We start from the raw sequence: 21,553 nt of genomic DNA, 5'->3' as shown, positions 1-21,553 counted from the left end.
TTACTTATCTGCTATTGTGAGCTAACAAGCCAGCTTTGGTGGCCAGGTAGTAATATTTTTTATATTGACTGTCGAACTCTTCCTGATCTGCAGGTAACTCTCCGGTTGCCGATGACAAGCATTTGATCCAGCCTTTTTCTAAAAGTCCGGTTAATACTATTTTTAATTGTTCTTCCGGCATTGAAAGCGTTTTGGCCAGTGAATCGAAAGATTCTATAAAGTACAGTTCATCCAACACATCAAACTCAGCATCCGTCATACTAACTGAATTTATTTTTAATTATCAATTCTTCAGTTACTTAAGTTTTCTCCCTTTCCATTCGTATCCTTTTCTATGGGTTATCAGGCCAACCAGCGAAACGTATAAAAAATAAACCAATTGCAACGGCAGTATAAAAGGAATATTTTTTTGTTTGTTTAAAAACTTTAGTACTAGAGTCAAAAATACGAATTCGATACCAAATCTAATTGCAATCTGTATCAAAAACATACGTAGTGGATATAGCTGGCACATTACCAGCACCAGACCGATCAGCAGGGAAAAATTACTGATAAAGATGAAAATAGCTATTAAACTTGCGGTTTTATCCTGATACAAATTCCATTTGCTGGCCCACCGTTTCCGTTGCTGCAAAAACTCCTGCCAGCTGGATTTGGCCCTGGTATGCACAATAGCTTCCGGGCTTTTGAGAAAAAACGCCTTGCCAGGATATAAACGGTTTATTTTCTGTAATAAAAAAATATCATCTCCTGAAGGTGAACCAGCCGTATCCTGGTAACCACCTGCTGCCATAAATGCTTCTTTGCTGTATGCCAGATTAGCACCATTGCACATCACTGGCATACCTGTGGCAAGTAGAACTGCACCTGAACCTATTAAGCTGGCAAATTCCACGGTTTGTAAGTGTTCAAATAAAGTTTGTTCAGCATGAAAAGTGACCGGACCACTGATAAATCTGGCCTGATGTGTCTGATAATATTGGGCGATACTATTTAGCCAATATTTTCCTACTCTGCAGTCGCCATCTGTTGTTGCGATCAATTCGCCAGTTGCTTGGTGTACGGCAATTTCGATCGCTTTTTTTTTATAATTTCCTGCGCTTAGCGGTACAGGAATATAATTTTTTAGTTCCAGTACATGTAGGGTAAAAATTGCCCTTTGCTGAAAAAATTGAATAATACTTAAGGTATTATCTGTGGAATGGTCATCTACAATGATTACTTCAGTCTGAGCAGATGAAAAAGTCTGGCGGTTTAAGTCTTCAAGTAGTTCAATAATATTTTTTTCCTCATTCCGTATAGCAATTACAACGGTAATTCTCAGATGGGGGATAGAAGCAGCAAGTGCATCTACAGTTTTTAATTGTATCCATTTAATGATCAGAAATAATGTAAAAAAGGTATACGCTATACTGATGGAAAGTAGTAACAACTGATATAAGACGTTTAATTAGCAGTGTATTTTGAATTAATTTGAAAATATTTAGGTTTTGCGCGTAATTAAACCGTAAGCCACAAATAAATCGAACAAATATATCAGATATTGTGTACATAAACTTACATTCTCAGCTATTATAGGCAAAACTAAGCCTTACCATTGCTAAAAATAGGTTGTAAATCCCACTACTATTAAACTTTTGTTAACTTGCTATATGATAAAACCTGAATTGCAAGAAAGAATTATACTTGGCGTAGACCCTGGCACCAGATATATGGGCTATGGCCTCATTATGATCAAAGGCAAAGAGGTAAAATTAATGCAATACGGGGTTATCAATCTGACTAAATACACCAATCATGAGATTAAGCTTAAGAAGATATTTGAACGGGTTACACAACTGATAGACGATTATCTGCCGGATGAAATGGCGCTGGAAGCTCCTTTTTTTGGCAAAAATATACAATCTATGCTCAAACTGGGAAGGGCGCAGGGGGTAGCCATGGCAGCAGCTCTGGCACGTGAAATCCCAATCGTAGAGTATGCTCCAAAAAAAGTAAAACAATCGGTAACCGGCAATGGCAATGCATCTAAGGAACAGGTTGCTGCCATGCTAAAAGTATTGCTTAAGTTTGACGAAGACCCTAAGTTGTATGATGCCACCGATGCCTTAGGTGTAGCCATGTGTCATTATTTTCAGGTAGGGGCGATTACAAGTAGTGGTACATCGGATAAAAAAGTAAGTGGCTGGGGTGCATTTATTGCCGATAATCCTAACCGGGTTAAATAATAGTTGCTCTTTTGCTAATCATGAAAATATTGCCTATTTCTTACGATGTATCTTGAGCGTAATTGCTGCTTTTTTAGCTTGTCAAAATGAATCATTGTAATTTAGGATATAACTTCTGTCCAGGTTAAATTCAGCTGGCTGCTTTGTGAAATATTCTGACTTATGCAATTGAAATCTATACTTCTTGCCTGCATTTTCCCTGCTATTTTTTGTTTGTCTGTCTGCCTAGCCCATGCACAATCTTCTGAGGCTAAGAAAGTAAGTCGATTTCTGGAAATTGGTGTCAGTGCGAATGCTTACAGAGGCGATCTAGGTATAAAAAATCCGAAGTGGAGTTCCGCTTTTCAGGCTGGTCTAAAACTGAATTTTAAAAAGCGATTCAACAGTCATTTTAATGTAGCCATCGGCAGCGTTACTGGTCAGAATCCAGACTATCGCTTCGAAGGCACAGATGCTACCCCTGCTACACCCAATCTATTTTTTAAAACCAATTTTGTTGCCGCCAATTACGACTTGCAGGTGCATCTGCTCAAATATAAAGGTATTATGGTGTATGTAAGCCAGGGTATCGGGCTGATCCGCTATGAACCCAAAGATGCTGAAAATCAATCATTAGGTGATAACTTTGAGTCCAGAGTCGCTAATGAAACCTACGGCAATGTTTCTTTGCTCTTACCAACACAGGCTGGTGTGAACTACATATTTAATAATGGATACGGCGTTGGATTACAAGCCGGCCGGCTGAATCTGCAAACAGATTATCTGGATAATATTTCCCAGTGGGGCAACCGCAAAAAGAAAGACAATGCGTTGCTGTTCCGATTCTCTTTTATGATACCATTGACGTTTGAGTAGATTATCTTATCAGATCAAAATCAGAAATTTAATTTTGAATGAAATTGCTTTTGACATTTCTGGCTTGTTTAACATTTTGTGTAAGCTACAGCCAGAAAGTTGCTATTACTTATTTTGATGAAAGCTGGTTACTTACCACAAAGGAATTGGCTTCCTACTTCCGGGTAGGTAGAATCGATACTGTTAAATATTTATATCATGGTGAAGTGAACGACTATTATATAAGTGGTAAGCTTCAAATGAAAGGTAAATATAATCAAGGCGTAAAAATTGATACTTTTTACTTCTTTTATCCCAATGGTAACTTAATGACACAAGGTTATTATTTACAGAATGTCAGATATGGAATATGGACTAATTTTTATGACAATAATTTTGTAAAAGATAAGATTGTCTATAACAATCATTTTCTGTCCGTATTAGAATACTATGATAAAGATGGGAATCAGAAAATAAGAAGCGGCAATGGCGAATGGGAAACATCATACTACAATGAGTTCACTATGGATACTGTCAAAATCAAAGGTTATTTTGTGGATAGCTTACGTAATGGAACCTAGGAATACTATCATAAAAGTACAAATGCTGCATTGCCAAAGAAATTTACTGACTATAGATTAGTATGCAGAGAGAAATTTAAAAATGCTAAATTTATAAACGGAACTTATTACTGGGGTGGAGGTGGAATAGAGAATCTAAACAGACCTGTTTATGAAGTATTACCAGAAGGGATAAAATTTGAAAACATTGAAAAATGGAAGTATTCCCAATATGCCTCATTAGAAACTTATCCATATCTGAAATTTTTACCACCTGTAGATTCTTCTACTTTTCCATTAGATAAAGCTGCGGCCTTTCCTGGTGGGTTTAAAGCGCTTGAAAAAGCAATAACTCATAATATCAGATTATCAGCTGAATATATTCGCTCTCAAAAGCTTAGAACTGTAATGCTCAATATTATGATTGACGAATCTGGTGAGCTTTCAATTGTTGAATCTTTTGACAATATATTGAGGGCGTATCCAGCTAATAAGACGTTTTATGAACAAGTTATCAAAAGTGTTAATGCCTTATCTGCATGGGAGTCTGCTGTACGGAATAATCAAAAAGCAAAGCACTTTTATTCTTTATCAGTGCTTCTTGATTCAGGCAAATTGTCTGTATTATTACACAGTAAAAATCTGATCAATCAAGAATAACTAAGTGATAAACAAGCACACACTTATAGATTGCAAATAAATTTCCAGGTAATTTTAGGGGCTTGTAATCTTTTAATATAATACTTCCTGTAATTGCTTCACTGCCTCCTGAATTGAAAACACTGGTAACTGGCAGGTTCTGTTATAACACACATATATAGTTGTTTTGCTGCCAATTGCTTCTCTGCCTTCCAACAAAGGTAAATCGCTGCCTTCGGTAGTACCGGTAAGCACCTTGTTGGGAAAATAAAATGTACTAATTTCTCTACGAAAATCTTCTACTTTTGGGCCCACAATGGCTACTTCGGCTGTGGGCTGCGTGCGGTGTGCCAGCAAAACCGCCCAATTCGATAAATATTGAGGATCAGAAACAATGATTTTCTTGGCTCTCGCCAGCATTTGCTCTGAAATTTCCAGCCAGGCAGGTTTATCGAGCAGCAGACCCAGCAGATACAGATTTTTTGCCATCGCTGAATTGGAGGATGGAATTACATTATCAAACAGTTCCTTTTTACGGGCGATCAGTTTTTCGGCATTGGCATCTGTGAAAAAAAACATTTGTTCCTCTGCATCATAAAAATTATCAATTACATATTTAGTCAGGTTTCTGGCTTCGGTTAGCCATTCTTCGGTAAAGGTAGCCTGGTAGAGGGCAAGCAGTCCTTCAATTACAAAAGCATAATCTTCCAGATAGCCAGTTATAGTAGCTTTTCCGTTTTTGTAAGAGTGATACAATTGATTGCCCTTACGCATCTTCTCCAGAACAAACCTGGCATTTTGTAAGGCAAGCTCCAGAAAAAGCGGTTCACCGAAAGCTTGATAGGCCTCTACCAAGCCTTTCAGCATTAATCCATTCCAGGAGCACAGGATTTTATCATCTAACCCAGGGTGGATACGTTTTGCTCTTTCCTGTAGCATGTGTGTTTTTAGCTGATGATGGGCCTTTTTAAATTGAACCGGATCTATATTATTAGCCTGGGCAAAAGCAGTTTCATCAGTCCGGAATAAAATATTATTGCCATGTTCCCAGTTACCTTCCGGTTCTATGTGGTAATATGTCTCAAATAGTTTCTTATCTATTTTACTCAGTTCAATTTTATTCAACGCTTCCTGCCAGTCTGCATAGGTCCATACATAAAATTTCCCTTCTTCTCCCTCACTGTCTGCATCCAAAGCTGAATAAAATCCACCTTCTTCACTGCGTAATTCTCGGGCGGCAAAATCGATGGTCTGGTATACAACATCTTTATAGAGTTCATGCTGGGTGCATGTGTAAGCTTCGCTATATAAGCTAATAAGTTGGCCATTGTCATACAGCATTTTTTCGAAGTGAGGGGCAAACCATTCAGCGTCTACTGAATACCTGGCAAAACCACCTCCAATCTGGTCATAAATGCCTCCCAAAGCCATTTTATCAAGGGTAAGTTTAACCTGTGCCAGTGCCTGTTCGTCTTTAGTAATCTTGAAGTATCGCAGCAAAAACAGATAAATACTAGGCATAGGAAACTTAGGAGCTTTATTCATGCCACCCTGACTCCGGTCGAATTTTGCTGCCAGCTTGCTGAATATGCTGCTTAGTTCTTCTACAGAATAGGTTGTTTCCCCACCACTTAGCTGGTATTTTTGTATATCGCTGAACCCCAGATGTTCAGTAAACTGTTCAGCTGATTCCAGTAACTGGCCTTTGTTGGTTTTATAGGCTTCGGCTACATTTAATAACATTTGTGCCCAGTTGCGGGGAGGAAAATAGGTGCTTCCATAAAACGGTTTTGCCTCTGGCGTAAGAAACACATTGAGCGGCCAGCCGCCTTGTATACCCATTGCCTGAATAGCATCCATATATATGGCATCCACATCTGGACGTTCTTCCCGGTCTACTTTGATAGCCACAAAATGTTCATTCATTATTTTAGCAATCTGCTCATTCTCAAAAGATTCCCGTTCCATTACATGGCACCAGTGACAGGCTGAATAACCAATACTTACAATAATTGGCTTGTCTTCTGTTTTTGCTTTTTGCAACGCCTCTTCTCCCCAGGGATACCATTGAACCGGATTATAGGCATGCTGCAAAAGATAAGGGCTGGTTTCGTTGGCTAATTTATTTGGTTCTTTCTGGAAGTGAGAAGACATAGGGATAAATAGTTATTGGCTGTTCGTTATTGGTTGTCAGTAAAAGATTAATTACGGTTTTTTGAATCATCCATATACGTGATTCTTGTTTTAATTCAGTATGAGTACTGGTTCTGAGTAGCGGCAAACTACTATAAAAATACGTACAAAGCCTGTAAATAGGTTGAAAGTAGAAAGAATTCTTGAAGGAAGGAGCTTTCACCACAAGCAATAAATCAAAAGCGGGATAGTTTGCTATCCCGCTTTTGATTTATTATAAACATGTTCATTAAATACTTGTTATCAGCGCAGGTGCTTTGGGCTGGGATTTGCCTTTCAGGTTCAACACATCCAAGTAATATAATACTTTGATAGAAATGCTGTTATTCTGCGGCGATTGCAGGGTTTGGTTTACATTGCTGAGATAATTGGGCGTATACTCCATACCATCCGAAGCAATGGCATTCTTCCAGACCAGGCTCACTTCGCTACCAGGAGCAAACCACCATGAAAATACCATATCTACGTTGAAGGTATTAAAATTCACATCTTTCGCCTGGTCAAAATTGGCTTCTGTAAGAGTGCCATCAGTGTTAAGAGCAAAATATTTGCGGTACAAAGCAGAAGAGGTGTAATGCCTGGCCCGTAAGGTAAGCGACATTTTCTCAGTGAAAATATAGCTGCTGTTCAGTGTACTGGAAATAGCCCGCACATTGCGCAAACCAAAAAATATAGAATCGTTGCGTACATTTTCTCCGAAAGAACCCATTTCATCCTGTACAGTGCGGGTATTAAAATTATACTGGAGCGATAGTTTATCGTTAACACGATACCTGGGCGAAATTTCCACATAATACAATTGCCGGTTGTTTTCATTAAAAGTGCGGTACCGGCCATGCAGGCCAAGGGCAAACTTCTTGCGGCCATCGGTATAAAAATCACTGCCTATCTGCACATTTGTAGGAAAAGTATAATAGCGGCCAGCTACCCTGGGCTCGTAGAAATCATACGTTTTTACAGGTTCAACGTTTACATGGGTACCTATTTCATAAAAGTTTTTCAGGGTAGTATATACCCCGGCATTCATCCAGAAATTCTGGAAAACATCCGGCCGGTAGAGCCTCGAATAAGCCGTGCTGAAACTAGTATACAGGTTATTAAGCTTCCAGAAAGGCCTGTAAATATTATAGGCAATTCTGCCTATCTGCGAAACCTCATTATTATTGTATAAAATCCCCAGATCATTGGGATTATACTTATCTGTTTCTATCACCTGTGTGAGTGAATATTGCAGATTTCCGCTGATCTTACTGCCAGAAAGAGAAAGCGTATACCCCCGGTCAGGCCGGTTTAATTCAGGATCAAATTTCTGGCTTACAGCTGTACGTCCATTGAGGGCAAACGTATTTTTCTTATTGGCAAGTTTAAAAAGGCCGCCAGTTACATTGGCATCATAGGTGTGCCCGGACCTGGTAACATTGGTATTAATCAGACTCACATAGGAATTGTTTTTCAGCGACTGGTCAAATACTAAAATGTTGTAATTGGAAAGTGGCTGGGTGAGAATTTTGCGCTGTTCGCCTTCCTCATTCTCTACGGTTGCATATATATTGGGTGAAACTGCATTAAAAATACCAATCCCTAATCCGCCTTTGGTTCGTCCGGAAATTTTACTGGCATTTACCAGCCGGCTGGTGGTAGGATTTTCTACAATTTCTTCACCTTCCTGTAATTGTCCTTCCACATCGCCATATTTAAGAGGAGTGCCGCCTACTCTTCGGGAATAAAAGAACCCCCCTTTGTTAAACAACTCGGTGCCTTCTGTAAAAAATTGCCTGTTCTCGTTAAACCGCACTTCAAAAGGCGATAAATTTAATACCTGATTATCTGACTGTACCTGACCAAAATCCGGAACTAGGGTCATATCCAGCGTAAAACTCTCATTAATGCCATATTTTACATCCATTCCCCCATTTAAATTAAAAGTAGCATTTCGCTTGTCAGGTGTATTATGCGGATAATGGTTGGCATAACTTGAAATATAGGGCAATAAAGCCAGACGCAAGGGAGATTTGATGTGTTCGATACCGGTAAGCTGGCCAAACTGGTTGAGAAAGCCGCTTACAGCCGGATTTACCGGGTTCCAGAAAAAAGACTCATTGTTCCGGCGGACCTGTCGCCTGAAGTTGAGCCCCCATACTTGTTCTTCCCGGTTAGAAAAACGGATGGCTGAATAAGGAATTTTCATCTCAACCACCCAGCTATCAGCATTGATTTTTACTTTACTTTCCCATACGGCATTCCAGGCCCGGTCCTCGCCATTAGAGGAATAGCGGGCATCTGATTGTACACCAGCGGCTGTTACCATAAAACCATAGCCATTAATTTTGTCCAGATAGGTATCCAGGTAGATTGCGAAATAATCTGAGTTACCAATATTATCCCTAACAGTTAGTTGCCTTAAAATGCTGTCCGCCGAACTTTCATACATCATAGCTGCTACATAAACGGCTATATCATCATATACAATCCTAACTTTGGTTTTCTGGGTTTCCGGTTGCCCATATCTAGGCCAGTTTTGGACAAACTGACTAGCTTCCGGGCTTTGTTGCCAGATTGATTCATCTAATACTCCATCTACCTTAATTGCTTCTGAAGTGCGTAAAGCCCTGTATTGGCGGGCTTGTGCAAATACTAAACCTTCAGACAAAAATGTGAAAAAAGTAAGTAGAAGTATCCGGTGCATCAGTAAATACAGGTTATATTATAGGTCTGAAAAACAACTGTAAACGATAAAAATTTTAATAATAAATATATTCTAATGTATTTGTTTCAATATTTTAGTTATAAAGTAAATAGTACATACGCAGTAATATTTTAATTTTTATAAGATAGAATAGAATTATTTTAATGTAAAGGTATTTCTTTGAAGAGAAAATGGAGAGCAAAAACCGTGTCAGAAACGCAAACCGTTTAAAACTTAATCTAAATTTTATACCTTGCCAGTATGGGAAAACTGCTAACTACCTGCTTTATAATTCTTTTAACCTTAACTATTGTTTCTGCTCAGCCCTCTTCACTTACTCAAGATATCGCAGCCTATACAGATCAATCTTATCAGGCGCTTTTTGATTTATATAAAGATTTACATGCACATCCGGAAATTTCTTTCCAGGAAAAAAATACAGCAGCAAAAATTGCTGCACAGCTAAAATCGCTTGGTTTTGAGGTTACCGAAAACTTTGGGGGATATGGCATAGTGGGTATACTTAAAAATGGTACTGGTCCTTGTGTAATGGTACGCACCGACCTGGATGGATTGCCTGTAGAGGAAAAAACGAATGCGCCATACGCCAGTAAAACACGAACCAAAGATGAAACTGGAAAAGATGTACCCACTATGCATGCCTGCGGACATGATGTGCATATGACCGTTTTTACAGGCGTAGCCAAAACGATGGTACAATTTAAAAATCGGTGGAAAGGAACCTTGCTGATGATCGGGCAACCAGCTGAAGAACGGAGCGGGGGAGCCAAAGCGATGCTCCAGCAAGGCTTATTTACTAAATTTCCCAAACCAGATTATGCCCTCGCTTTACATATGAATGCTTTTTTGGCCGCCGGGAAAGTAGGATATACGGAGGGTGGTATTATGGCTAGTGTAGATGCAGTGGATATTACAGTGAGAGGTATAGGAGGACATGGTGCTATTCCACAAAATACCAAAGATCCTATTGTGCTTGCTTCTCAGATTGTAATTGCTTTACAAACTATTGTGAGCCGTGAAATTTCTCCTTTTGAGCCCGCCGTAGTAACGGTAGGCTCTATTCAGGGAGGAACCCAGTATAATATTATTCCCGATGAAGTAAAGCTCCAGCTTACCTTACGTTCTTACTCTGATGCGGTGCGTAACCAGACTATTGCTGCCATCAATCGTATTTGCAAGGGAATTGCAGAGGCGGCAGGTGTTTCTCAAGACCGTTTGCCTATTGTAACCATTCGTGACCAGTATACGCCTCCAACTATTAATGATATTCCACTTACCCGCCGCCTTACCAATATATTTGCCGAAACTATCGGGAAAGAAAATGTAGTAGATACACCTGCTTCTATGGTAGGAGAAGATTTCTCATTTTATAGCCGCCAGGAGGCTAAAATTCCCACTTGTATGTTCTGGCTGGGTGCTGTAGATCCTGAACAAATAGATAAAAACCGCAAAAATAACCAGGAGTTGCCTTCTTTACATTCCGGATTATTTCTTCCTCTGCCTGAACCTGCTATCAAGACGGGTATAAAAGCGATGTCGGCAGCAGTTTTAGAATTAATGCATAAAAGATAGCCATGCTGACGCATCGAAATTTATACATAAATACTACCGTTCATCCTAATTATTTTAAGATTTATAATATGGGTCAGTATACTTGAATAGATTACCAATACAATGCTTTTACATTAAACTAATTAAATTGATTTGTATCATGTATCTATATTTGGTACAAGATAGATACATGATACAAATTTACTGCAAGCAAATTACCAGACAAAGTATGAATGTTAGACTCAGATCCTATACCAGCTTGCCTGTATGAAATTAATCCGGACCCTGCTCAGATATATATCAGTTCTGTTCTTTTTTTTCTGGATACAAGTTGCTAACGGTCAGAAAAGTAAGATTGATAGTCTGGAGAATGTATTAAGAAGTACTGCAGATGATACACTCAAAGTAGAGTTGCTGTATAAAATTGTCTGGCAGCACTCTTTATCCGGGGGTAATCCTGAAACAGCCAATCACTATATAGACCAGCTTTGTTCGCTGTCTCAAACACTTAATTATCCCTTAGGAAACGCATATTGCCTGGATCTCCGTGGGGTCCGTGCCCGTAATATCAGTGAGTATGGAGAGGCGCTCTCTTTTCACAAAAAGGCATTAAAAATTGCCCAAGATATTAATAATGAGAAGTTAAAAGCAATTACTCATAATAATATAGGCGTTGTATACAGACGTTTCAACGATTACCAGAACGCGCTCTATCATCACCTGGAAGCACTAAAAATCGCTGAGAAAATCCAGGATAAATATAATATTTCAACCGCTGTGAATAGTATCGGAAACATTTATTTTTCCATGAAAGAATACAGTAAAGCACTGAATTATTTTGCCAAGGGGCTGGAACAGGCAAAAGAAATGCAAAATTCTGTGGGGATTGCAATTAATCTCAATAATATAGGCGGTGTTTATGAAAGTTTAGGTGAGTATACAAAAGCCCTGACCCATTATACCGAATCTCTTACAATTAACCAGGCACTTGGCAATACGAAAGGTATAGCTATATGTTTTAATGACTTGGGAACGGTACATCTTAAAATGAATAATACCGCACTGGCCCTTAAATTTTATAAAGCCGCACGAAATATGAATGAGAAGATAGGAGATAAAAAATACCTGTCTGCCAACTATATCAACCTGGGATTAGCCTACAAAGCTAACAGAGAATATAACCAGGCATATATAAATTTGAAAAAAGGCCTGGATATGGCTTTGCATATCGGTGCTAAAGAAGAAATTCAGGATGCATATGCCAGTCTTTCGGAAACCTACTCTTTATCGGGTGATTATAAAATGGCTTTATTTTACAATCATAAAGCCGCCGCATATAAAGACAGTTTGCTGAATGAACATAACCAGGAGACTATTGCCCGTATGCAATCCTTATTTGATATTGAACAAAAAGAAGCCCAAATCAACTTGCTAGAGACTGAAAAATATATAAAGGAAGACCAGCTTCGAAATCAGCGCATACTTACCATTGCTTTAGTAATTGGTCTTGTTTTCATTCTCATATTATTTGGCATTGTATACCGGAATAATCACAACCGGAAGCAGTTAAACCGCATACTGGCTTACCAGAATGCCGCTATATTACACCAGAAAGATACTCTTGATTTAAAAAATCAGGAATTAACCCGTCTGAGCGAAGAAAAAAATGATCTTATGGGTGTAGTTGCACATGATTTGCGTAGTCCGCTGAGCCGCATTTTCGGACTAGCAAACGTGATGCAACTGGAGTCAGATAATTTAAATTCTTCTCAGAAAGAATATATAAAATTAATAGGAAAAACTGCGGGACATCTTAATGAGATGATTGCCAAAATATTGGATATAAATGCCATTGATGCAAAAAAAATAAATCTGGAAATGCAACTGGTAAATGTCTCACGACTTTTGCAGGAGACAGTAAATAATTTTGAAGAGGCCGCCAGTAAGAAAAATATTAAGTTCATCTGCCACTACGCTCCGGGAGAACATCAGGCTAAGCTAGACTGGGTGTATGCTACACAGGTTTTAGAAAATCTGATCTCCAATGCAATTAAATTTTCACCAGCCAATAAAAGTGTTTTCATCTCTCTACAAGAAGTTCAAGATACCATTGAAATAGAAATCAAAGACCAGGGCCCGGGTTTTGTACCTGAAGATATGCCCAAACTATTCGGCAGGTTCCAGAAACTGAGTGCCCAACCTACTGCCGGTGAAGACTCTACCGGACTAGGTTTATCTATTGTAAAAAAATACATGGAAGCCATGCAAGGTGAAGTTGCTTGCCACAGTAATCCCGGACAGGGTGCCTCGTTTACACTTACGTTTAGAAAAGCCCTGATAACTATTTCAGCAATGAGTTGAAAATAGCATTATCCTAATTTTTTAGCAAGTATATGCTTTAACAAGCAAAAATTTTCTTGTTATGAATACTTCTTTCACTGTAGCTAATAGGTGTATTGCTGAATCTGTAAATTTGGAGACAGCGTTAAAATTAGATGACTTAGCTCTTGTAAGCTCTGGGTTTTTTGCTGCTTTTAATAGGACCATGTTGCTTAGGTTGCCAGGGCTGTGTACCAGGCCGGTAACAAGAAGTTGCCAGAAATAGTATCAAAATGAAGTATGCAATTATTTTTTTCATATCGTAAGTAGGAGTTAGTCGGAAGGTAACGTTTAACTTAAAATTACTTTATCAAAATTTTATCTTTTTCACTTATTTCCCGTAAGTCTCCAATAATGATCTTTAACAAATCTAGTATTATTCTTTAATAAGCTAGATCATTGGAAATTGAAAACGCTACAGATTATTGTTAAATTATGATTAAAAGAGCTTATATTACTTAGTATCATCATAGGGCTTAGCAACATAAAGTTTGTAAGAAATCTGTCTATACAATTTTATATAATTGAGGTATTATGAAAGCAGGGGCAGCACATTCAATTGAAGTAGAAATCAGACAAGCTAGCGTTGCTGATGCGGACCTATTGCTAGATTTGAGTACTCATACCTTTTACCAGGCTTTTGCTCCTCAGAACTCTTCATCTAATATGGCTGCCTATATGACTTCTGCTTTTACCAGGGAACAATTAGTTAAGGAGTTGAAAGAAACAAATTCCGTTTTTTTTCTTGCGTTTTACCAAGGAGAAGGTGTTGGGTATGCAAAACTCCGAAAATATGCCACTCATACACAATTACAAAAGGCTAAAGCGGTAGAGATACATAGGTTATATGTTCTTAAATCTATGATTGGCAAAAAGATTGGAAAAGCGCTGATGGAAATGTGCTTGCAATTAGCTTCTCAGCAAGGTTTTGAGGTAATCTGGCTTGGTGTATGGGAACATAATACACATGCCATTGAATTTTATAAAAAATGGGGTTTTGAAATATTTGATTCCTACTTATTCAAATTAGGAAGTGATGATCAGACAGATTTTTTAATGAAAAAATCACTGGTTTAATACCCTTTTCTGCCCATCAACACAAAACTCGGTAAATATTTACCGGGTTTTGTGTTGATGGGCAGGGGATAGTTTTTTAGTGTTTATCAATAATGATCTTCTGATGCTTGACTGTATGCTTGCCTGCAAGTCTGACTAAGTATACTCCATTTGCTAAGTTGCCTACCTGATAAACTACCCAATGCTTATGAGCTGCTTCCACTTGTTGATCAAATAAGTTTGCAACCAAATTTCCTCTCGTATCAAATAGCTGCATAGTTACTTGTTGCTGCTCAGGGAAGCTAAATTCAAAGCTGATCTCTTTAGAGGCAGGTACCGGATACGCTAACAGTTCTGTACTTGTTCCTTGTACTTCTTCCAATTCGTCACCTACTCGGCTGTTGCTGGAAACTTTCCAAAGTTCCAAACCTGACAGGTTAGCGGCTCCTCCACTGGCGCCTATGTTGAGAATGCCATCGGCAATGGTAGTGCGGTACGGACCTAGCTTTGCCCAGCTTCCCTTTCCGCCGGTGGAATAATTGCTGAGGATCACCTGTCCTTCCAGGGTGAGTGAATAGGGTTCAGGAGCAGAATCTTCCCATACATACAAGTACAGATCATATTCTCCATTGCTCACCCCACTCAAAGCAAGACTAGCCGGTGCAGAAGCCAGGGAATAGATTGAAGATCGGATCATGGAAGCTCTGGCGGCATCGGTTGCCGGAGAAAGGGTGATATTCTGATTGGCAAACACTCTGCCACTGTAAGTGAATCCTGGGGCAGTAGCACTGGCTTCAAAAGTGCGGGTATCAATGGTTAGCGTTCCTCCATTCAGATTGAGGGCTCTGTAAAAGCTTATAGTAGGAGCAGCGTTTACAATCAAAGTAGTAGTTGCAGAGGTAGAAGAATCACCTACATTATCAATGGCTTTAGCCGTGAGTTGATAGCTGCCTGCTGCTACATTTGTCCATGCAAACTCATAGGGGCTAGTTAAGTCTTCACCAATTTTAGTAGTGCCTTGGTAGAATTCTACTTTACTTACAGTCCCATCTGCATCCGAAGCAGTGGCAGTTAGAGTAATATTATTACCGGCAGTGAAACTCGCATTGTTGGCAGGAGATGTTAAAGCCACTGTTGGCAATTGATTTGGCTGATTTACTTTCCAAAGTTCCAAACCTGACAGGTTAGCGGCTCCTCCACTGGCGCCTATGTTGAGAATGCCATCGGCAATGGTAGTGCGGTACGGACCTAGCTTTGCCCAGCTTCCCTTTCCGCCGGTGGAATAATTGCTGAGGATCACCTGTCCTTCCAGGGTGAGTGAATAGGGTTCAGGAGCAGAATCTTCCCATACATACAAGTACAGATCATATTCTCCATTGCTCACCCCACTCAAAGCAAGACTAGCCGGTGCAGAAGCCAGGGAATAGATTGAAGATCGGATCATGGAAGCTCTGGCGGCATCGGTTGCCGGAGAAAGGGTGATATTCTGATTGGCAAACACTCTGCCACTGTAAGTGAATCCTGGGGCAGTAGCACTGGCTTCAAAAGTGCGGGTATCAATGGTTAGCGTTCCTCCATTCAGATTGAGGGCTCTGTAAAAGCTCACCGCTGCCGCCGGACTGACTGTGATGCTAATCACGGAGGAAGTAGTAACAGCATTCAGATTATCGGTAGCAATAGCCGTGATTTGATAGCTGCCTGCTGCTACATTACTCCAGGTAAACTCATAGGGGCTAGTTAAGTCTTCTCCTAGCTTGGTTGAACCCTGATAGAACTCCACTTTACTCACACTTCCATCTGCATCCGAAGCAGCAGCGGCTAAGGTAACGGAAGCCGGCGCCATGAAACTAGTATTGTTGACAGGAGAAGTCAGAGTGACAGTGGGTGCCTGGTTAGCTTGACTTACAGTAGTATTTACCACAGCAGAGGTAGAAGAATCACCTACATTATCAATGGCTTTAGCCGTGAGTTGATAGCTGCCTGCTGCTACATTTGTCCATGCAAACTCATAGGGGCTAGTTAAGTCTTCACCAATTTTAGTAGTGCCTTGGTAGAATTCTACTTTACTTACAGTCCCATCTGCATCCGAAGCAGTGGCAGTTAGAGTAATATTATTACCGGCAGTGAAACTCGCATTGTTGGCAGGAGATGTTAAAGCCACTGTTGGCAATTGATTTGGCTGATTTACTTTCCAAAGTTCCAAACCTGACAGGTTAGCGGCTCCTCCACTGGCGCCTATGTTGAGAATGCCATCGGCAATGGTAGTGCGGTACGGACCTAGCTTTGCCCAGCTTCCCTTTCCGCCGGTGGAATAATTGCTGAGGATCACCTGTCCTTCCAGGGTGAGTGAATAGGGTTCAGGAGCAGAATCTTCCCATACATACAAGTACAGATCATATTCTCCATTGCTCACCCCACTCAAAGCAAGACTAGCCGGTGCAGAAGCCAGGGAATAGATTGAAGATCGGATCATGGAAGCTCTGGCGGCATCGGTTGCCGGAGAAAGGGTGATATTCTGATTGGCAAACACTCTGCCACTGTAAGTGAATCCTGGGGCAGTAGCACTGGCTTCAAAAGTGCGGGTATCAATGGTTAGCGTTCCTCCATTCAGATTGAGGGCTCTGTAAAAGCTCACCGCTGCCGCCGGACTGACTGTGATGCTAATCACGGAGGAAGTAGTAACAGCATTCAGATTATCGGTAGCAATAGCCGTGATTTGATAGCTGCCTGCTGCTACATTACTCCAGGTAAACTCATAGGGGCTAGTTAAGTCTTCTCCTAGCTTGGTTGAACCCTGATAGAACTCCACTTTACTCACACTTCCATCTGCATCCGAAGCAGCTGCAACAAATGTAATATTATCTCCAGAGGAATAACCAGGACTGCCATTTGGTGTTGACAGACTTACTATCGGCGGTTGATTTTGATTTGAAGAGGTAACAGCAATAGATATATTAGAAGAAATAGTGCTTATATTCTGGTTATCTGTAGCTTTGGCCGTGAGTTGATAGGAGCCAGCACTTACATTGGTCCACACATATTCATAAGGACTTGTCAAATCTTCTCCTAGCTTGGTAGTGCCTTGATAGAACTCCACCTTGCTCACACTGCCATCATTATCTGAGGCAGTTGCAGTTAGAGTGATATTACTACCGGCTGTGAATGTTGAATTGTTCGCAGGCGCTGTTAAACTTACAATGGGCGCCTGGTTACCTTGACTTACTGTAATATTTACAATTGAAGAGGTGCCTGTTGCATTTAGATTATCAAAAGCCTTAGCAGTAAGCTGATAGCTTCCCGCTGCAATATTTGCCCATGAATATTCATATGGACTCGTCAAGTCTTCTCCCAACTTCGTAGTACCTCTATAAAATTCCACTTTACTAATATTACCATCTCCATCTGAGGCTTGAGCAATAATATTGATAGAAGCAGGAGCAGTGAAAGCTTGGTTATTAATAGGTGAAGTCAGATTGACAACAGGAGGCTGGTTAGATTGTGTTACTGTAATAGTCTTAACCGTAGAGATACCAGTACCATTTAAATTATCTATAGCTTTTGCAGTGAGTTGATAACTTCCAGCTGCTACATGATTCCAAATAAACTCATAAGGACTAGCTAAATCTTCACCTAATTTGGTTAGACCCTGATAGAATTCCACTTTGCTAATACTTCCATCCGTATCGGCGGCCGTCGCAGTTAGGGTGATATTACTGCTGGCTGTGAAAGTTGAATTGTTAGCAGGTGAAGTAAGGTTTGCTGTAGGAAGAGCATTATTGCCTCCTGTTTCTATTTTCCTGATTTCAATACCGGAAAGCAAGATCGATTCTGAACCTCCATTTATACCTAAATTTATGTTTCCATCTGTAATAGTAGCTCTCCAAGGGCCAAGTTTCTCCCAATATCCGGCATATCCAGTATTGTATCCCTGAAGTGCTGGCTGTCCTTCTACAGAAAAATTAACAAGAATAGCACGGTTATCTTCCCAAACATATACATACACATCGTATTCTCCATTGGGAACATTATTTATTGATACACCAACACTCTTTCCTGATATGGCTGTTGTAAGCATCAATGTCCTGTTTGCATCAGTAGAAGGAAATACCGAAGTTCCATTTTTATTTAATACACCATCTGTACCGGTTAAGGTGTAATTAGGTGCTGTACTAGCCTCCCAGGCATTCCCATCAATCGTTAATGCCGTACCATTTAAGTTAATTGCCCTATAAAAACTGGTATTACTGAAACTATTAATATTTATGGTAATAGCTCCAGAAGTGGTAACGGCGTCCAGATTGTCATAAGCTTTCGTAGTAATGGCATAACTTCCGGCAGGCGTATTTTTCCAGGTAAAACTATAAGGACTAGTCAGGTCTTCCCCCAGCTTAGCAGTACCAGCGTAGAATTCTACCTTTGCTATATTTCCATCTGAGTCTGAAGCCGTGGCTTGAATAGTTACGTCTGCTCCCTGTGTATAAGAAATATTATTAACCGGAGATGTTAAACTAACCACTGGAGCTATATTTGATGCCGACCGAGGTACTGCACTAGTTTCTGCACCGATTGACCAAATGGACCCTTTTCTTGTAAACACTTTAAAATAATACCGGTTGTTATTGGTTAAGCCAGTAATTGTTTTGGGGGAAACGTTACCCTTATATACAACTTTACCTCCATCAAAGGTAGAACCTATTCCTAAAAAGTTCAAATCAGCTTGATAAGCACTGCCATCTCCGGCAGGATCAGCGGTAACACTTAGCGCTTCTTTTGCAACAATCATTAACTCATCAAAAGTATTAGATGGATTAGTCCAGCTTAAATTAACTTTTGTATCACTGGCTGTAGCTGATAAGGCCGTTATATTTGACGGTAAACTTGCACAATCTGGGTCCATCCTGACACTTGCTGTATCTGATAATCCAGCACCATCTGTTACAATTAATACAAATTCAAAATAGTATAGATTTCCATCGCAGCCTATTGGAATGATAGTAGCTGTTGTGCTTGGATCATTATCATATGGTTCGGGATGGTTATGATCATTATGATATAGAATAGTCTGCCATTGATATGTAAGCCCTGCGCTACTATGTTCTGTATCTGTAACGTTTGCTGTTAAATTAACTGTACTCTCCTGTGTCATTGTGTATTTGCTGTTATTAACAGGCGAAGTAATATTTACAACAGGCGGTGTATTATTTACAGATACGAACAAAGATGTTTCATTAGTTAAACCTTGATTATCAGTTACTTTTAAAGTTATATTATATTTTGTTGGCACACCTGCAGGAGCATTGAATATTTTGGAAGGATTAGGCAAATTACTTACAGGTGAACCATCACCAAAATTCCATTCGTAGGCCAAAGGTAATGCTTCTGGATCTGTAGAATTACTGCCGGTAAACTGAATTGTTAATGGACTAATTCCATAATATTTATCCATTGAAGCAATGGCTGTTGGGGGTTGGTTGCCACTAGGTATATAAGTTACTTTCCGAATCTGGGAAGCATAGTTAATATAATACAATGCACCATCTGTTGGATGGGTATTCATATAAACTACTATTGCATTACCATTTATAAAATTCTCTACCTGCTGTAAATTATGAGTATTATCAAAGGATAAACTACGTATCCATTTAGCACCATAATCTCCAAGAAAATATTTGTTTTGGTACTCTGCGGGAAATTTATCGCCTGTATACCATACGCCGCCTATAGCCGAACTACCGCCAAACTGTGGCCCTGGAACTGAACCTGCACTTCCTAGATTAACGACAGAAGCATCATTACCATTGAATGTACCAGTGCGTGAAGGACTGGTTCCATGCTTCCAGTCCAGCACTGGCCTTGTATGAACAAAATGAGGCACGCTGGCAGGAATCTGTTGACTAGTATTACATGGGTTTGGAAAAGATACTTGCCCATTCGCAGTAGGTTGCTTAAGTAAATCTATAAAACTAAAATATCTTTGGGTACAGCCCCCAACACCATAGAGTGGATTAAGTGAATATTGATTTTGTGTAGTTTTAGTAGAGTACAGACTTGCTTCGTACCCTTCATATATTGGCCAGCCAAAGTTAAGTCCTGGGCCTGGTACTACATCCATTTCTTCCCATGTATCCCAACCTACATCTCCTAGATACAATACGCCTGGGTTGCCTTCACTGGGATTATGGCTACCTGTGCCTGGCTTTAGGCTCATTCGACTTGGATTACGAAGCCCGAGCGCCCAAGCCTTAGATTTATTTGAGCCGGGATTTGCAGGATCGTAAAATGGATTACTAGGTACACCATTACCTGTTTCAGGGTCTATTCTTATAATCTTTCCATTAAGTGACTCCAACTGCTGGGAGCGGAAAGCACCTACATTTTGCTCAGGTGTAATAATGCCATCTGCTAGAGCATCAAGGAAGTAGCTTTCTCCAGAACTTCCTACATCGGGTTTTCCGGAAAGCGGACTAGAACCATCTCCTAAAGAAACTAGTAAAGTCTGGTCTGTACCAAATACAATTGAACCTACTCCATGAGTAACCTGAAGAATAGGAAGCCCTGTTGATGCTGTAGCACCCAATAAGATTGTTCGGCTGCTTAAATCTGCTGTTTTAAAAGCGTTTAGTGGATTTGCTCTATAACGTGTAATCCGGCCAATAGTGGCGCGATTATATTCATTAACAGTTGGGTCATAGTTTACAGTGCCACTATTAATTAAATGATGCCTGTCAACTACATATAGCAGGTAAAAATACCCATTAGACTCAAAATTGGGATGTAAGGCGAAACCTAATAAACCATGGTCTTTCCAGTCACCTACTTCATCACTTATATCAATAAGAGGGGTAGATAATTTTACACCATTCTCTACTATCCAGACCTTACCTCCTTTTTCCCAGACATACATACGAGTACCGGCCGGATTGAAGGTAAAACCTACTGCCGCATTCCAACTACCCGATACCAATTGGTCTGTAAAGCCTGTGGGTAAACCAGTACCTTGAGCCAAGCTCTGAGATGAATAAATATTGTTTACACTCCATAAAAATAAAAGAGTTACGAATATATTTTTCCAAATCGAAGGTGTAGACTTATGATAAATTACGTTTGTATCATACCCTTGGCTGGATTTCCTGGGTACAAAAGATTTTACAATCAAATTGGTAAAGTGAAGCTTCATAGAGGTTAAAATTTTTTCATTGATGTTCCGAAAGAAAAACTTAATGTAATCTGCATTATAATTAAGTTGGTTGTAATGGTTTTGTAATTAATATACTAACGTATTTTCTGTAAAATGTTTACTTTAATATATAAATTAGTTTTTATTGATATATCATTATTTTTTAATTAAATCTTACATACTAGATAAAAACATTAATATTTATAATAGGAATAACGTAACCATAAAG

The 21,553-nt window shown here is 39.6% G+C and carries 13 protein-coding genes; 7 read left to right on the top strand and 6 right to left on the bottom strand.

The features are described from left to right. Positions 1 to 4: 4 nt before the first annotated feature. Both GXP67_RS11270 and GXP67_RS11265 read right to left on the bottom strand, forming a co-directional pair. Positions 5 to 259, bottom strand: a complete 255-nt coding sequence (locus GXP67_RS11270) for a transporter (RefSeq protein WP_162443221.1) — start codon at positions 257 to 259, stop codon at positions 5 to 7. Positions 260 to 295: 36 nt separating this feature from the next. Then, complete coding sequence (locus tag GXP67_RS11265) at positions 296 to 1,432, bottom strand: glycosyltransferase (protein ID WP_162443220.1); 1,137 nt, start codon at positions 1,430 to 1,432, stop codon at positions 296 to 298. Positions 1,433 to 1,652: 220 nt separating this feature from the next. Between GXP67_RS11265 and ruvC the strand changes: the two genes are divergently transcribed. The 4 genes from ruvC (at position 1,653) to GXP67_RS11245 (ending at position 4,282) form a co-directional block, all read left to right on the top strand. After that, positions 1,653 to 2,228, top strand: coding sequence for a crossover junction endodeoxyribonuclease RuvC (gene ruvC, locus GXP67_RS11260; protein WP_162443219.1), 576 nt, complete (start codon positions 1,653 to 1,655; stop codon positions 2,226 to 2,228). Positions 2,229 to 2,441: 213 nt separating this feature from the next. Continuing rightward, positions 2,442 to 3,083, top strand: a complete 642-nt coding sequence (locus GXP67_RS11255; RefSeq protein WP_162443218.1) for a hypothetical protein — start codon at positions 2,442 to 2,444, stop codon at positions 3,081 to 3,083. A 38-nt stretch (positions 3,084 to 3,121) separates the two neighbouring features. Further along, the gene (locus tag GXP67_RS11250; RefSeq protein ID WP_162443217.1) at positions 3,122 to 3,643 is read left to right on the top strand and encodes a toxin-antitoxin system YwqK family antitoxin; all 522 of its coding nucleotides are present in this window, start codon (positions 3,122 to 3,124) and stop codon (positions 3,641 to 3,643) included. Positions 3,644 to 3,673: 30 nt separating this feature from the next. Then, entirely contained in the window at positions 3,674 to 4,282 is a 609-nt protein-coding gene (locus GXP67_RS11245) for a hypothetical protein (RefSeq protein WP_162443216.1), read from the top strand. Between the two features lie 72 nt (positions 4,283 to 4,354). Here the strand turns inward: GXP67_RS11245 and GXP67_RS11240 are convergent, their stop codons facing one another. Together GXP67_RS11240 and GXP67_RS11235 are read right to left on the bottom strand one after the other, a co-directional pair. Further along, positions 4,355 to 6,415, bottom strand: coding sequence for a thioredoxin domain-containing protein (locus tag GXP67_RS11240; protein ID WP_162443215.1), 2,061 nt, complete (start codon positions 6,413 to 6,415; stop codon positions 4,355 to 4,357). Between the two features lie 268 nt (positions 6,416 to 6,683). Beyond that, entirely contained in the window at positions 6,684 to 9,140 is a 2,457-nt protein-coding gene (locus tag GXP67_RS11235; protein ID WP_162443214.1) for a DUF5916 domain-containing protein, read from the bottom strand. Positions 9,141 to 9,401: 261 nt separating this feature from the next. Here GXP67_RS11235 and GXP67_RS11230 point away from each other — a divergent pair, with 261 nt between their 5' ends. Together GXP67_RS11230 and GXP67_RS11225 are read left to right on the top strand one after the other, a co-directional pair. Next, positions 9,402 to 10,733, top strand: a complete 1,332-nt coding sequence (locus GXP67_RS11230; protein ID WP_162443213.1) for an amidohydrolase — start codon at positions 9,402 to 9,404, stop codon at positions 10,731 to 10,733. A gap of 246 nt (positions 10,734 to 10,979) precedes the next feature. Continuing rightward, positions 10,980 to 13,073: a tetratricopeptide repeat-containing sensor histidine kinase gene (locus tag GXP67_RS11225; RefSeq protein ID WP_162443212.1), complete on the top strand. Its 2,094-nt coding sequence runs from the start codon at positions 10,980 to 10,982 to the stop codon at positions 13,071 to 13,073. Between the two features lie 139 nt (positions 13,074 to 13,212). Here the strand turns inward: GXP67_RS11225 and GXP67_RS11220 are convergent, their stop codons facing one another. After that, entirely contained in the window at positions 13,213 to 13,350 is a 138-nt protein-coding gene (locus GXP67_RS11220; RefSeq protein WP_162443211.1) for a hypothetical protein, read from the bottom strand. A gap of 275 nt (positions 13,351 to 13,625) precedes the next feature. Here GXP67_RS11220 and GXP67_RS11215 point away from each other — a divergent pair, with 275 nt between their 5' ends. Continuing rightward, positions 13,626 to 14,168 carry a GNAT family N-acetyltransferase gene (locus GXP67_RS11215; RefSeq protein ID WP_162443210.1) on the top strand — a complete coding sequence of 181 codons (543 nt, stop codon included), beginning with the start codon at positions 13,626 to 13,628 and terminating at the stop codon, positions 14,166 to 14,168. 76 nt (positions 14,169 to 14,244) lie between these two features. On the opposite strand, the gene GXP67_RS11210 is transcribed toward GXP67_RS11215, so the two are convergent. Continuing rightward, the gene (locus tag GXP67_RS11210) at positions 14,245 to 21,153 is read right to left on the bottom strand and encodes an Ig-like domain-containing protein (RefSeq protein WP_162443209.1); all 6,909 of its coding nucleotides are present in this window, start codon (positions 21,151 to 21,153) and stop codon (positions 14,245 to 14,247) included. Positions 21,154 to 21,553: the final 400 nt, after the last annotated feature.

This window comes from Rhodocytophaga rosea (assembly GCF_010119975.1).
GTDB classification, from domain to species: Bacteria; Bacteroidota; Bacteroidia; order Cytophagales; family 172606-1; genus Rhodocytophaga; species Rhodocytophaga rosea.
This window is presented reverse-complemented; position numbering and strand designations above follow the sequence as displayed.